This window comes from Mediterraneibacter flintii (assembly GCF_055387595.1).
The window spans coordinates 175,676-190,606 of the sequence record NZ_AP031405.1; the positions used below are offsets into that span (position 1 = coordinate 175,676).

Here is a 14,931-nt window from a genome sequence, read left to right on the forward strand (position 1 = left end):
GAACAGAATTCTCTGTTGGATTGTCTCTTTCTTTTTATCCCTCGTATTTTAGGGCGCAAAAGTCCCCTGTTCTGGATTGCAAGGGGCGCTCCATCCGTTAAGCGGCTTTCTGCTCCTTTTTCCCTTCGTATTTCTCGATTTCATGATGCAGGAACCGGTGGTATTTCAGGATGTTCCGGCCTATTGCATACAGCATGAACTCTTTATACACTTTTTCCGCTGAACGGTAATTAAAACGCCGGAAGTTTTCGTTCTCTTTGATATCTCCAAAGTGCCCTTCTGTCTGAATCGATCGTGTCTGGCGTTTCAGAATCCCTTCTTCACTCTGGATATTCGCATTGGATTCCTCCCGCAACGCTTCCCACCGTTCGTTGATCTTCATGACTTTATTGCGGTCTGGATTCTTTTGGGCATTGTATCTGTAAAGACATCTGGATTTATGCTCACAGCCGCTGCAGTCCGCACAGCCGTATACTTCCACCGTCTGGGTATAGCCGTCCTGTTCTTTGCTTTCTGTCCGGATATGGCGCAGTTCCCTTCCATCATGGCAGATGTAATAATGCTCATCTTCAAAGACAGCGTATGTCATGTTGGAATACTTCCCGATGTCCTCTTTGTATGCCCGTGTCTTTCGTTTCTCATGGTCTTGAAGTTTGATATAACTCCGGATCTCATTCTCTTTCAGATACAGCAGGTTCTTCTCACTGCAGTAGCCGCTGTCGGCAGTCACCGCCTCCAGCGTATCTCCAAACGCATTCCGGTGCTTTTCTAAAACCGGGATCAGCGTATTGTAGTCTGTCCGGTCATTGCTCACATATCCATGGATAATGAAGTAGTTCTCTACCGCGATCTGGACATTGTATGCCGGTTTTAACTGCCCGTTCATCATATGGTCTTCTTTCATCCGCATGAAGGTTGCTTCCAGGTCTGTTTTGGAATAGCTGTTGCGGTCTTTCCCCATGATCTCAAAACATTCCTTATATTCCATCAGGCGGGTCCCGCATTCTTCCAGTTCCTCGCAGAGCTTCTGGATTTCTGGTTTATGTTTCCCCTTCCCGTAAACAAATCCGATCCCCTCTCCCTGCGCAATCCGCATCAGGTTCCTTTGCAGCTTCAGGAGCTCCAGTGGGGAACAGTGGTCAATCTCAAGAATAGTGTTATTGGAGATTTTCTTATGTTTTGTCAGCTTTCGTTTCCTGTTTTCTTCAATAACCTTCCGGACTTTGTCCATTCCTTCGACCACAAACATCCGGGCATCCCCGAGGTCGTATTTGGGACCGTACCCGTTCTCGAGCAGAAACGTATTATACTTTGAATAAAGGGCATCTATGGTGTCCAGCAGGCCGGCAAGATGATAGTTGAGGCTGCCCCGCCAGACGAACGTATATCTGTTTGCGTTTGCTTCGATCTTTGTCCCATCGATGTAGAGCTCTTTCAGCGTGATAAGGCCTTCCTTTTCCAGACGGCGCATAAACTGGTAATTCAATTCATCCAGAACTTCTCCCGTCAGCTTTTTCCCTTTAAAATCGTAAAAAACATCCCGCCTCGGTTTCTGCCCTTTGGTCAGCCAGATAAAGGCAAGAACTCTCTGGCATAAGTCTACAATACGGTCAACAGCCCTGACCCCGCGCATGTTTGCGTAGGTAACAACAGCATACAGCATGATTGGGTTAAACCCGGTTCTTCCCTTATCTGAATAACAGGCCAGCAGGCCTGAAAAATCTAATTCCTCCATTACTTTTTTCAGGGTATAGACTGGATCGTCGTCGGGTAAACACAATTCAAAGAAACTGAAGTTGATTTTTTGTTGACCAATTTCAAAAAAATCGTTATAATAATCTTGTTTAAGCATAGTTCCATTATAACATGGAACGCAGAGAAGGATGGTTGTCGTTAGCCATCTTTCTCTTTTTTAGGGAATAAATTCAGGGGCAGGTGTGACTCGTGCGAATCACACCTGCCCCTGTTTAAGACTATCTATTTCCCGATAGCCCCTTTTATCTGTTTTTGGCTACCTGCGGGACGATTCCAGCAGGCCACAGTATTTATCTGTCAATGTGGTGATCCATCCTTCCTTTGTCCTGGGGAATGCAAACAGTGTGACCGGCCACATATGATGCAGGATAATATCTTTTTCTATATGGTTTAGATGAAAAAATTTCCTGGCGTGCTTATAGGCCGTCTTTGGATGGGTAAGGCCGTGGAAATGATTTCCTGTCTTCTTTGCATGAGTATGCCAGTCGTAGAGAAATAAATCATGGAGCATTCCCGCCCGCGCCGCAGAAGAAGCGTCCAAATGAAAAAAACGGCACCACTGGTAATTATAAAAGGCCACATGGAGGCAGTGCTGATAACAGTTCGTCTGTCCATGATGGGGATAGAGCTTCATACGTAATACGACGGGATGTTCCGCAATGTCTTTGATACATTCATAGAATTCTTCACCCCAGTCGCGTTTTAGATTTTCGTGTTTTTGTACTGCCTCTCTGTGCAGGTTTTTAAGTAGCTTATTATGCAGTCTGATCATCTTTTCTCCTCAAAAACATTCATAGTTTTCCTTATTATACATGAAAAGAAAAACGGATACAATGAGGGAATCACTCTTTCCAGCGTGCAAAATGGGTATTTTTTGAATTTGTCGAACTTACCTGACAGCAACTGCTAAAATCAGCCTGTTTTTGTATGCTATGCTAAGAAAAAATTTAAACAGAGGTGAGTATAATGGAGAGACAGATTCCAAAAAATGTGCGGCAGATTGGGAATGTCAGTGACAGTCCGAAGATTTATGTGGAGGATTATGTAGATACATTTTTTACACAGTTATGTGAGAAAGCAGAGGAAGGGCCTGTAGGAGCATTTCTTATAGGAGATATGCAGAAGACAGAAGAAGATGAATATGTGTATATATACGGGGCGGTACGTATACACGATCTGAAGCTTTCGGGAAAAGACTATGTAATTGATGAGGATACTTGGAAAAAGGCATATGAAGATTGTAAGCAGTATTTTGAGGATGGGGAAATGCTTGGCTGGTTTGTGGCTCATGCGGGCGTGCCTCTGACGCCGGAACACAGCACGATAAAGTTACATAAAAAATCGTTTCCGAAGAAAAATACCATATTTATTATGAAAGATCCGGTGGAGAAAGATGAGGTTTATTATGTTCATAAGCTCAATGATCTTATGGAGATAGGCGGACATTATACTTATTACGAGAAAAACCCCTGCATGCAGAATTATATGATTTCTGCAAGAAAGAAAAATGGGGTGTGTGCCTCGGAAACTGTTGAGGATAGAGCTGCAAAGGACTTTCGTAGTCTGGTTAGAAGCAGGGAAGAAAAGCAGCAACAGAAAAAAACAAACCGTATGATCTATGCGGTGAGTGCGTGTCTGGTTCTTGTAGTGATTATCATGGGAGTTACAATGGTAAATAATTTCGATAAGATGAAATCTGTACAGACTACGCTGAATAACTTGGCAGATGTGACCTCTTCTGATACGAGTTCCGTTGAGACGCAGGAGACAAGCGGCAGTGTAACTGCAGTGACAGGGGAGGAAACAAAACAGACGGATACGCAGCAGGACGCGTCAGCTCAGGACACAGAACAGGAAGATGGACAGGCTTTGGAGGCAGAAACGGAGAATGAGGACAAGCAGGGAGGTAGCGAAGACGTGAAAGTACAATCTGGCGAAAACGGCAGTGACGGGGTCTATATAGTAGAAGAGGGTGATACGTTGGCAATTATCAGCAAAAAGATGTACGGCGATGTAAATCATGTAGAATCGATATGCAAGATGAATGGAATCACAGATGGAAATCTGATTTACGTGGGCCAGAAATTGCTATTACCTTAAAATGATGTTATAATCGTGTGGAAAAGATGAAAGGCAGAAATTAAGGGGAGTTGTATGGCGCAAAAGAAAAACCCATATCTACGGGCGGTAAAGGTTCCGGATGTGGAGGAAATAAAAAAAAGGGAGAAAAAGCACCGCAGAGAAAAAATAAAAAAAATAGTCGTGATAACCGGACTGATAGTTCTTGCTGTGATTGGTACTATTTTGCTGCTGAAAAACAAAGCGTATGGGACAGCGCGGACAGCGGCAGAATATATACAGGAAACCTCCGATAGTAATCGGTATGCAGTATTTGCAGACGGGCTAGTCCGCTATAATCGGGACGGGGTTGTGCTGTTGAACCATAAAAATGAAGAACAATGGATTCAGCCCGCACAGTTTCAGAATCCTGCAATTGATGTAAATGGAGATACATTTGCAGTGGCGGATATTGGGGGGAACACTATTTTGGTTTTTACCGAGAAGGGGCTAAAAGGAGAAGTGGAGACGAATCTTCCGATTGAAAAGATTACGTTGTCTGATCAGGGAATTGTCGGTGTTCTTCTGAAAAATGAGAATACGCCGATGGTGATGGCGTATGATGCTACGGGAAATATATTAGTCGAGCATCAGGTGACCGTGGGAAATGCCGGGTATCCCACGGCGCTGGAAATCTCAGACGACGGAACGCTTCTTGCTGTTTCCTATTTATCTGTAAATGGAGCTGTATTGAAATCCAGGGTTGTATATTATAATTTTGGCGAGACAGGAAAGGCAAAAGCAGATAATGAGGTAAGTGCACAAGAATATGCGGATACGGTTGTTGGAGAAATATTTTTTATGGGGAACGACCGATCAGTGGTAGTAGGAGATCATTCCTTTGTTATCTACGAAGGTGCAGATATTCCGGAAAAGAAGAAAGAAGTAGAGCTAAAACAGGAGATAAAAAGTGTCTTTCATACAGACAAGTATATTGGATTTGTACTTTTAAATAATGAAAAATCAGGCTATGAAGTTCGTCTTTATGATAAAACAGGTAAACAGGTGATGAACCGAGGATTTACTGGGGAATACAGCAATGTAAAGATGGACGGAGACGAAATTATTCTGTATGAAGGTTCAAAATGCTGCATTATTACAGATACAGGAATTTTGAAGTTTCAGGGAGACTTGAAGGTGGATGTACTGGAAATCACCAGGGCATGGGGACTAAACAGATACTATGTGATGAGCGCGAATGGACTGCGCGTAATTTACCTGACAAAATAGGAGAACATATGGATAATTGGCTGTTGATCATTGTAGGAGTTATATTTTTGGTGAGTGTTGTAGTAGGATACATCCGAGGATTTTTCAAGATTGGATTGTCCTTGCTTTCTACTGTTTTGACTATTGTTATAGTGATTGTTTTGTCGCCTTATGTGGCAGACGCACTCCAGAAATATACACCGGTCAATGAACTGATAGAAAAAAAGGTTGTAGAAGCATTTATGCCGGAGATTTCTACAGAAGAGTTAGGCAGCGCGGATTTAAGCGGCACGCCTCTGGAAGGCTTGAATCCAGATGAAATTCAGGAATTAAATGATTTGGATTGGGATATGCTGGGGATTACTCCACAGGATATCTTAAGTGTCGTTGGGGAGATTCCAAAGGACATTCAGATTCGGGAAATTGAAGATGCCCCGATTCCAGAATTTTTAAAAAATGCATTAATAGAAAACAATAATGCCACGATTTATGATGAATTGGGAGTTACTACCTTTCCTGAATATGTGGCAGCGTTTATATCCAGGCTGGCAGTGAGGATTCTGTCGTTCCTCGTGACGTTTTTATTGGCAATCATTATAGTAAAGGCGTTGATGGTTGCTGTGAATATTATTGGAGAGCTTCCGGTTATCGGATTTTTCAATCATTTGGGCGGTGCTGTGTTGGGAGTCTTTATTGCTCTGCTTATCGTGTGGCTTGGTTTTTTGATTTTAACAGTTTGCTACTCGACTGCCGCAGGAACAGCATGCTTTGAAATGATTGAAAAGAGTTCGATTCTTACATTTCTGTATGAAAAGAATATTTTACTTAGTAAGTTACTGTCATTTTAGAGGTGGGGGGAATTACCTCTTTTCCTATAAAAACAGGATATGTTATAATAAAATAAAAGGGGACAGTCGAAGCTGTGATTGATATTAATAATTTGCAGGAATACTTTTTGAAAGATACGATAGTTATATCTGCACATGCAAAAAACAGGTGCAGAGAACGAGGGATTAAGCAAAAAGACATTAGGAATTGTATAATGACAGGAGAAATTATAGAGCAGTACCCAGAGGATTATCCATTTCCGAGTTGTCTGGTTTGTGGAAAATCTACAGATGGCAGAATTATACATGTCGTTATTAGTAACGAGGGAGAAACAGGGCGTATTATAACAGCATATATTCCAAGTTTAGATAAATTTGAGAGAGATTTAAAAACCAGAAGGGAGCATTCATTATGAGATGTACAAGCTGTAAAAATGAAGAAATGATAGAAACTAAAACAACATATTTTGCACAGCTTAAAAATTGTTATGTAATTATTGAGAATGTACCGTGTTTAAAATGTACACAGTGTGGGGATGTTGTTTATCGAAATTCAGTTATGGAAAAGGTAGATGATATTTTAGATGAGTTAGAAAAAATAGTAAGTAAAGTATCTATTATTGATTATTCTAAAGTGGCATAATGAAGAAAGCTTCAGAAAAAACAAAAATTAATGACTAGATATTGACAAGATCCCTTGTTGTATGATATTCTATCAAGGCTGTATGAAAACAGTCGTATGGGGGATTAGCTCAGTTGGGAGAGCGCCTGCCTTGCAAGCAGGAGGTCACGAGTTCGAATCTCGTATTCTCCATTATAAGAGTAGAAAGTGTATAAGTTTAATTCTATAACAGTACAAGAAAGAGGCGGATACCAGAATCGGTATCCGCTTTTTTGCCTGTCCTTTTAGTTTGGATTTAGGGTGGAAAAGTAAATGTATCACCCATTGCACCGGTAATTTCTTCATTACCAGCGCCATTGCGGTATATCCGTCGAGTTGCCCGAGTTAAAATAATTGAAATTTTCATAAAATATGTAAGAAATATCCCCTGTCAGATTATCTGACAGGGGCGGTCGTATTACGTATAATTAAAGATGGTTTTAATATAACCCGTTCCGGTTGTGAATGGGAAGTAGTTAATTGTTTTATCATTAACTCGGAAGCAATCCGTCCCATTTCTTCTGCATGCTGGCTAACAGTGGTAAGCTGAATGCTATGCAGAGAGGAGATGGATATATCATCAAATCCGATAATAGAAAGCTCATCTGGAATATGAAGTCCCTCTTCTATACATCCATCCATAAAGCCGATTGAGGTCATATCATTTACAATGATGACGGCAGTGGGACGGTGCACAAGCTGTAAAAACTCTTTTGAAAGTTGCTTTCCGTCCTCCAGCTTTAAGTTACTTTTCCAAATATATTCTTCTTTGACCGGCAGATTATAGTTTTGCATTGCTTGGCAGAAACCGCTGTATCTTTGTGTGGAAGCAGAAGAGGAAGAGGGACCTTCAATAAATCCGATCTCTTTGTGGCCAAGATTAATCAGATGAAGAGCTGCTTCATATCCAGCTTGAAAGTTGTCGGTCAACACAGAAGAGCCGGAATAATCCGGAATAATCCGATTTACCAGAACTTTTGGAATGGGAAGCCTCTCTAATTTCTGGGAGATTGCCTTGTCCTGCGCTGTGATTAGAATCAGACCGTCAAAATGGAACAATTCTGCCTTTTTTATAAATTCAAGTTCTTGTTCCGTATTATATTCGCTGTTAAATAATACCATCATATAATTGTGTTTTGCTAGGTGTTTCTGAATAATATTGGCAAGATCCGCATAAAACGGATTTCCCATATCTCCCATAATTAGTGCGATGATATGTGTATTCTCAGTGAAAGACTGACGTATGCTGCCGGGTGGCCGGTAGCCAATCTCATTACAAAATTTTAAAATTTTGTCACGCAGTTCCTCTCCGACCCCGCTTGAACCAGACAATGCACGGGATACAGATGCGGTAGAAATATGGAGCGCTTCGGCAATATCAGATATAGTATATTCTTTTCGTTTCATAAACTGTACTCCAAACATTTGATTTACCAAATTATATCATACTTTTAAAGTATTGAAAATCGGGAGATGGAATAGACATTTATAGGGGTTCCATCTCCCGAAGGGAGGACATATTAATTTTATAAAGATACCGGTATTTTCACAGCATATCCGTACAGCAGGGAAATCAGCATTTTGTAAAGTACATAGAGATTCCCTGGCCGCCGCCGATACACATAGAAATCATAGCATCCTTTTTATCTGTACGCATCAATTCATACAATACTTTTACTGTAAGTATACAGCCAGTTGCTCCGATCGGATGGCCGATGGAAATACCGCCGCCATAGATATTCACTTTTTGGGGATCAAGTCCTAAGTCACGACTTACAGCGAATGCCTGGCTTGCAAAAGCCTCGTTAATTTCAAACATGTCAATGTCTTTTAAGTTCAGATTTAATTTTTTAGCCAGTTTTTCGCTGGAGAATTTCGGTGAATATCCCATTAACTCTGCGTCAAATCCCGCTACAGTATAACCTTCGATTTTTAATTTTGCAGTTATGCCGAGTTCCTCTGCCTTTTCTTTAGACATTACGACAACAGCGGCGGCACCGTCATTTAAACTAGAGGAATTACCGGCTGTCACTGTACCGCCTTTTACGAAACAGGGGCGAAGTTTTGCCAGCTTTTCAATGGTCTGCCCATCTCTAGGTCCTTCATCGGTGTCAAAGATAGTTACATTTCCTTTTCTGTCTTTTAACTCCACAGGAAGAATTTCGTCTTTGAATTTACCTGCTTTGATTGCTGCACATGCTCTTTGGTGAGACTGAAGTGCAAATTCGTCCTGTTCTTCTCTGGAGACATGGTATGTAGAAGCAACATTCTCGGCTGTCACACCATTATGATTGCCGTCTAAGGGCCAGGTCAGAATATCAATGACACCGTCCTCAAATACTTTGTGTCCCATCCGTGCGCCCCAACGCGCATCTTTTATGTAATAAGGAAGCTGAGAAATGCTCTCTGCTCCGGCAGCGACTACAACATCTGCAAAACCAGTTTGAATTTCCATTACTGCGTCTGCAATCGCCTGCAAGCTAGAACCGCACTGCCTGTTTACAGAGTAAGCAGTGCACTCTTTTGGAAGTCCGGCTTTTAAGCTGATAGCACGGGCTACAAAACCATTTTCAGCAACTTCTCCTACCTGACCTACAATGACTTCATTTACATCATCTGGTTGGATTCCGGCACGCTTTACTGCTTCTTTTACAACCATAGCACCCATATCAATAGCCGAGAGGGATTTTAAACTTCCGCCAAAAGAAGCTACTGGCAGGCGAACGCCGCTAACGATTACTACATCTTTGAATTCATTCATATTTCATTCCTCCTAAAATTAATTTCTAAATTAGACGATCATGCCACCGCCGACATTGATAACTTCAGATGTGATATATGCAGCTTCATCTGACGCCAGAAATGCGACCATATTTCCAACATCAGACGGTTTTCCTGCATATCCCATGGGGATTCTCTGCATCATACTGTCCCAGGCAGCTCCATCATTGACAGTTTTTAATTTTGTTGTCATGTCTGTTTCGATAAATCCAGGGCAGATAGCATTGCAGGTAATTCCTTTTCTTGCATTTTCTCTGGCGGCTGTCTTTGTAAGGCCTACGACACCTGCTTTGGCCGCGGCATAGTTTGCCTGCCCGATATTGCCGAGCCAGCTTCCAGAAGAAATATTGATAATACGACCATAATTTTTGGTACGCATATATTTAAGCGCTTCCTGTGTTCCATAAAATGTTCCGGTCAGATCAATGGCGATAACAGTGTCCCAGTTTTCTACTGGCATTTTGTGTAACATACCATCGCGATTGATTCCGGCGTTATTCACCATGATGTCCAGGGTTCCATAGGTGTCTATGGCATATTTGACAAGGGCCTGCACATCTTCTTGTTTCGCCACATTTGCCTGAAAGGAACTTGCTGTTCCGCCGAAAGCTGTAATTTCCGCTACTGCCTTTTCCGCAGAAATAACATCAGCGATTACGACTTTTGCTCCTTCTTCTGCGAGCTTTACTGCGATTCCTTTGCCAAGGCCTCTGCCTGCTCCTGTTACGATTGCTACTTTGTCTTTTAGTCTCATAATTGTACCTCCTAAAATGATTTGTTTGCTATTATATTTTTAAGACCAAATGGTCCATTTTCACGGAAGAGTTCTGGATTCATAAGCTTTAAGTCCGAACTAAAAATTGGGCGGAATTCCATCAAGTCTAAAATCTGTGTTTGTAGATCTATGCCGGGCGCTATTTCTGTGAGTACTAGACCTTCAGGCCGAAGTTCAAATACGGCACGTTCTGTTACATAGTGCATTTTTTGACACTTACTGCGAGCGATTTTTCCGTTGTAGGAAATCTGAGAAACATTTTTTACAAATTTAGTCAGGCTTCCTTCCTGAAGAATATGAAGCTTGTTATCCTCAAAGCTGCATTTGAGGCCTTTTCCTGTAAAGGTAGAACAGAAAACAACATGTTTGGCGTTAGTCGTAATATCTATAAATCCGCCTGCACCTGTAGGAAGAGGGCCTAATCGGGTGGCATTGACATTGCCTTCTGGATCGATCTGTCCGGCACCCATAAAAGTAATGTCTACTCCTGCTCCGTTATAGTAGTCAAACTGATCGTCGTGACGTACCAGAGCAAAATTGTTTTTAGCGATTCCGAAATCTACACCTCCAAGCGGTATGCCTCCATAAATTCCAGATTCTACTGTTATGGTAACGTCTTCATCTATTCCTTCTTCGGAGAGAATTGGGCCGACTACATCATTTGGAATCCCAGTTCCTACATTCAATATATCATTCACAGAAAGCTCCATCATGGCGCGTCTTCCGATCAATTTACGGATAGTAAGAGGCAGAATGTCGGAAGTGGAAACCGGAACCTTTATATCACCGCAGTAGGCGGGATCAAAGGCAAAACTGTGTGTCTGCCGGTGATTGGTTTCCGGATCATCACACATGACAACTGCGTCAATAAATACGCCGGGAACAGTGACACGTTTGCAGTGAAGCTGACCGCTTTTTACTTTATATTTTGCCTGAGCAATGACCTTACCACCAAATTTCTTACATGCGAGAACAGCCGGAAAGACCTCCAGGCTCATTGCCTCTTCATCTGTTGTGAGATTACCGAGCTCATCTACATAGGTGCCGCGGATAATTACATAGTCGAGAGGAATAGGTTTATAACGCATATACTCTTCTCCGTCGATAGTGACGACATCGGAAATATCCGGAGCAGATTTTGTTATTTCATTCATTTTTCCACCGTCAAGTCTAGGATCTACAAAGGTTCCAAGACCGACCTTGGTAATTTTTCCCGGCTCACCGCCTGCCATAGAACGGAATAGCTGCGCAAACTGCCCCTGAGGGATACAGTAAGCCAAGATTTTATTCTCAGAAATCAATTCCATCATTTTAGGCTGGAGACCCCAATGTCCTCCGATAATACGGTGAAGCATGCCTTCATGGGCAAAGTGCTGGATACCTCTATCTCTGTCACTCTGGCCACAGGAATGTACCAATGTCAGATTTTTGGGACTCCCTTCTGTAAGAAAACGGTGTTCAACTGCTTTTAAGATTGTCTCGGAAGCAGATACAAGTGTCATGCCGATTGTGGCGATGGTACTGTTGTCAGAAATCATTTCTGCTGCTTCTGCTCCATTGATAAAACGTGGCTTTTTCATAAAGAACCTCCTGTTTAAAGATTTTGTGACAATAACTGTCGAATTTTGTTTTTATCGATTTTTCCATTTGGAGTAATGGGCAATCTGTCTGTAAAAATAAATTTTGTAGGTATTTGAAATGTGGCGAGGCTTTTTCTTAGCCTAAGCTGGATCTCCTCCGCTGTAAGGGAAATACCTCTAGAAAGCTTAATCATAGCTGCGGGTGTCTCCCCATATATGGCATCGGGTATTCCGACTACAGTAGCCTCTGCAATGCCAGGGATACTATAGAGTATATTTTCTACATCCAGGCTGCATATCTTTTCGCCGCCGCGGTTAATCATATCTTTTTTCCGATCTACAATATAAAGATATCCTTCCTTGTTAAGGTACCCGATGTCTCCGGTATCAAGCCATCCATTTTGGAAGGCTTTTGCCTGTAGGTGGTAGTATCCTGTAGTAACGACACTTCCTTTGATTAAGACGGATCCAGGTGTGTTGTAGGGAAGGAGCGTGCCCTCCTCATTGCAGATCTTAAGCTGTACGCCGGGAACTGGCTGTCCGGAAGAACCAATATAAGGACTGACTGCCGCATCATCCGGAAAAATAGTTGCGGGGGAGGAAGTCTCAGTGAGTCCATAGACGGTACGAAACCGTACGTGAGGCATCCACTGATGGAGTTTGAGTATCTTTGCTTTCGGCATATTAGCGCTGCCACAGGCAAGAATACGTAAGGAGGGAAGATTAGGCCATTCCCCCTCATGTTCCATTAACATGGAGAATACAGTGGGCGATCCATGTAGGAACGTAATATTGTACTGGTTTACTGCATTGAGAACTCTTCGCGCATTAAAGAATTTATGTAAATAGATACAACTACCGCAATGGATAAAAAGCCCTAGTAGCGCGAGGAGTCCGGTTACATGGTAGATAGGTACCGGAATAACCGTACGATCTGTCTCCGTAATATGAAAAATTTTCTGATATACAGTTATCGCGTGAATGGCGTTGTAATTACTCAAGCAGACACCTTTGCTCTGCGAGGTAGTTCCGGAAGTAAACATAAGAATAGCTGTATCATCCAGAGACCGGCAGTCTGTCTGCAAATTACAGACAACACCGCCTACAGGCAGCGTACAATGCCCTTGTCCGTTTGTGACGGGAAGAAGGAATATAGCAGAAGAGGGGAGCGTTCCTCGGAACCATTCTGAAAAATCTTTATCATAAATAACTCCAGAAAGTTCTACTTTTTCCATCAGAGAAAAAATTTCTGCTTTCCTATATTTTGTAGAAAGCGGGACAACAATGGCACGCAGCTTATTAATCGCGTAGAAAGCAGTACAAAATTCGATACTGTTATACATAAGAAGTCCGATACGAGAACCGGCACGGACATAGTACTGTGTGTAGAGGACACGAGAAAATTCCTCAACTAATTCAAAAAACTGCTGATATGTATAAGTTGCTCCGTTATCGTCGACGATACAACATTTATCAGGAAAGTGGTTTTTTGAATTTACAAGGGAGTCATATAGAGAGCAGGGGGTATTTTCATAGAGCTCCCAGTTTCCGTTTTGAAGCTGTACTTTATGAAGCCCTGCGCGTATGTCATCCTGCCACAATGTACTTCCGTCAATAAAAGACTTGTTTGAATAATCGTGATTCATACTCTGCCTCCATAGTGAGTATTTTGATTACGTTGTTCTTTGCGCATATAATACGTTGAAAATTTGAGAAAGTCAATAAGAAAAAAGTAAAAAATACTAAAAACAGAAAAATAGTTGCATAATAAGCAACTAAAAGTGAGGGGTTGCGCGATGTATTAAAGGTAATGAGTTTGATTGGTTACAAGTAACGTAAATTTTACTTAAAATAAAAAAGGATATATAGAAAATAAAAGATTGAAAATAGTTGCGTTATTCGCAACTGATATTGCGATATTTGTTGACGTCGAAAATAACCCATGCTATTTTTAAGTCAAAAGGCATGATATGTCAGGTGTTTTTCATTGGAAAACAGAAGAAAGGACGGTAATATGAAGAAAATGGATAAGGTAAAAGTAGGTCTTGTAGGCTTGGGGCTAGTTTCAGACTCTCACATAAAAGCATTTCAGTCTCATAAGAATGCTGAAGTTACGGCTGTATGTGATTTGGATGAACAGTATGCAAAAGAAGTTATGCAGCAATATGGAATTACAAAGTATTATGCTGATTATGACGAAATGTTAAAAGATGAGGAAATTAATTTGGTAGATATCTGTACACCGACATTTACACATGTAAAGATGACCGTAGCGGCAGCAGAGGCGAAAAAAAATATTTTGTGTGAAAAGCCGTTTTGTATGAATCTGGAAGAAGGGCGCGTTGCATGCGAAGCAGCGGAGAAAAATGGAGTTTCCCTTACAGTAGAAGAATCTTATCGCTTTATGACATCTATTATAAAAGCAAAAGAGCTAATTGATGCAGGAGAGATTGGAAAACCGACACAAATCAGACAGCGTTTTGGAGAGTGGGTTCCCAAAGAAGGGGTACTTGATACGAGAGAGACAACGGAGAATCACCGCGGTTGGAGAATGAATACAAAGAAAGCTGGTGGAAATGGATTTCCATGGATGTTTGATCATTGCGTACATTTTTTCACAGCAGCGGAGATGCTTATGGGAAGCAAGATTACAGAAGTATATTCAATGATGTCAGACAACTCATGGATTCACAAAAATAGTGATGACAAAGTGGAAATGTCCTTGCATGGCGGAACAGAAGTCGGCGATATTGCAATGCTGACATGGAGTCACGCGGATCCTGCATGTAAAGGTGTGTGGATGCGTGCCGAAGAAATCAACGGCAAATATGACTATATGACAGGATTTTCGATTACTGTAATCGGTGAAACAGGGATGATTGAAGTTCTTGGAGAAGGAGCTGGCGGGTTACAGTATAACGGTGAAGAAGTTCATTTGATTCTTCGCAAGAAGGATGGAACAGTACAGACGATGCGTTTTGAAGAAGGTGGCGATGATATATGGGAATCTGAGATGTCGTATTACAGCCACGCACACATGAATTTGATTCATCGTATGGTAGACAGTCTGCTGGAAGGGAAAGAGGTTCCTTATTCAGGAGAACAGGGCGTACATGATGTAAAAACAACACTTGCGGCAATCTGTTCTGCAAAAGAAGGAGTTCCTGTAAAAGTAGATGAAGTGACAGATGCCAGATATTTGAATTAAAAGAACATAATTAAATA

At 41.7% G+C, this 14,931-nt stretch carries 13 protein-coding genes and 1 tRNA gene; 7 read left to right on the forward strand and 7 right to left on the reverse strand.

Annotated features, from left to right (window positions below; genetic code table 11):
* Positions 1 to 97: 97 nt before the first annotated feature.
* Complete coding sequence (locus ACZ5C4_RS00830; RefSeq protein WP_464519379.1) at positions 98 to 1,852, reverse strand: IS1182 family transposase; 1,755 nt, start codon at positions 1,850 to 1,852, stop codon at positions 98 to 100.
* A gap of 159 nt (positions 1,853 to 2,011) precedes the next feature.
* Positions 2,012 to 2,527, reverse strand: coding sequence for an HD domain-containing protein (locus ACZ5C4_RS00835; protein WP_464519380.1), 516 nt, complete (start codon positions 2,525 to 2,527; stop codon positions 2,012 to 2,014).
* A 194-nt stretch (positions 2,528 to 2,721) separates the two neighbouring features.
* Here ACZ5C4_RS00835 and ACZ5C4_RS00840 point away from each other — a divergent pair, with 194 nt between their 5' ends.
* From ACZ5C4_RS00840 to ACZ5C4_RS00865, 6 genes are all read left to right on the forward strand, one after another.
* Positions 2,722 to 3,855 (forward strand): LysM peptidoglycan-binding domain-containing protein, encoded by a 1,134-nt coding sequence (locus ACZ5C4_RS00840; RefSeq protein WP_464519381.1) that lies wholly within the window; start codon positions 2,722 to 2,724, stop codon positions 3,853 to 3,855.
* A 54-nt stretch (positions 3,856 to 3,909) separates the two neighbouring features.
* Positions 3,910 to 5,103, forward strand: coding sequence for a DUF5711 family protein (locus ACZ5C4_RS00845; RefSeq protein ID WP_464519382.1), 1,194 nt, complete (start codon positions 3,910 to 3,912; stop codon positions 5,101 to 5,103).
* A gap of 8 nt (positions 5,104 to 5,111) precedes the next feature.
* Positions 5,112 to 5,930: a CvpA family protein gene (locus tag ACZ5C4_RS00850; RefSeq protein WP_186875931.1), complete on the forward strand. Its 819-nt coding sequence runs from the start codon at positions 5,112 to 5,114 to the stop codon at positions 5,928 to 5,930.
* Between the two features lie 74 nt (positions 5,931 to 6,004).
* Entirely contained in the window at positions 6,005 to 6,325 is a 321-nt protein-coding gene (locus ACZ5C4_RS00855) for a DUF4258 domain-containing protein (protein ID WP_464519383.1), read from the forward strand.
* Positions 6,322 to 6,552 carry a type II toxin-antitoxin system MqsA family antitoxin gene (locus ACZ5C4_RS00860; RefSeq protein ID WP_464519384.1) on the forward strand — a complete coding sequence of 77 codons (231 nt, stop codon included), beginning with the start codon at positions 6,322 to 6,324 and terminating at the stop codon, positions 6,550 to 6,552. The genes ACZ5C4_RS00855 and ACZ5C4_RS00860 overlap by 4 nt, the downstream gene beginning before the upstream one ends.
* 98 nt (positions 6,553 to 6,650) lie before the next feature.
* Positions 6,651 to 6,723, forward strand: a tRNA-Ala gene (locus tag ACZ5C4_RS00865).
* 243 nt (positions 6,724 to 6,966) lie between these two features.
* Here ACZ5C4_RS00865 and ACZ5C4_RS00870 read toward each other — a convergent pair.
* The 5 genes from ACZ5C4_RS00870 to ACZ5C4_RS00890 form a co-directional block, all read right to left on the reverse strand.
* Entirely contained in the window at positions 6,967 to 7,977 is a 1,011-nt protein-coding gene (locus ACZ5C4_RS00870; protein WP_464519385.1) for a LacI family DNA-binding transcriptional regulator, read from the reverse strand.
* Between the two features lie 166 nt (positions 7,978 to 8,143).
* A complete protein-coding gene (locus tag ACZ5C4_RS00875) occupies positions 8,144 to 9,331 on the reverse strand; it encodes a thiolase family protein (protein WP_464519386.1) in 1,188 nt (395 codons plus the stop codon).
* A 30-nt stretch (positions 9,332 to 9,361) separates the two neighbouring features.
* The gene (gene fabG, locus ACZ5C4_RS00880) at positions 9,362 to 10,105 is read right to left on the reverse strand and encodes a 3-oxoacyl-ACP reductase FabG (protein ID WP_464519387.1); all 744 of its coding nucleotides are present in this window, start codon (positions 10,103 to 10,105) and stop codon (positions 9,362 to 9,364) included.
* A gap of 11 nt (positions 10,106 to 10,116) precedes the next feature.
* Complete coding sequence (locus ACZ5C4_RS00885; RefSeq protein ID WP_464519388.1) at positions 10,117 to 11,706, reverse strand: acyl CoA:acetate/3-ketoacid CoA transferase; 1,590 nt, start codon at positions 11,704 to 11,706, stop codon at positions 10,117 to 10,119.
* A 14-nt stretch (positions 11,707 to 11,720) separates the two neighbouring features.
* Complete coding sequence (locus ACZ5C4_RS00890; protein WP_464519389.1) at positions 11,721 to 13,352, reverse strand: class I adenylate-forming enzyme family protein; 1,632 nt, start codon at positions 13,350 to 13,352, stop codon at positions 11,721 to 11,723.
* Positions 13,353 to 13,720: 368 nt separating this feature from the next.
* Here ACZ5C4_RS00890 and ACZ5C4_RS00895 point away from each other — a divergent pair, with 368 nt between their 5' ends.
* Positions 13,721 to 14,914: a Gfo/Idh/MocA family protein gene (locus ACZ5C4_RS00895; RefSeq protein WP_464519390.1), complete on the forward strand. Its 1,194-nt coding sequence runs from the start codon at positions 13,721 to 13,723 to the stop codon at positions 14,912 to 14,914.
* Positions 14,915 to 14,931: the final 17 nt, after the last annotated feature.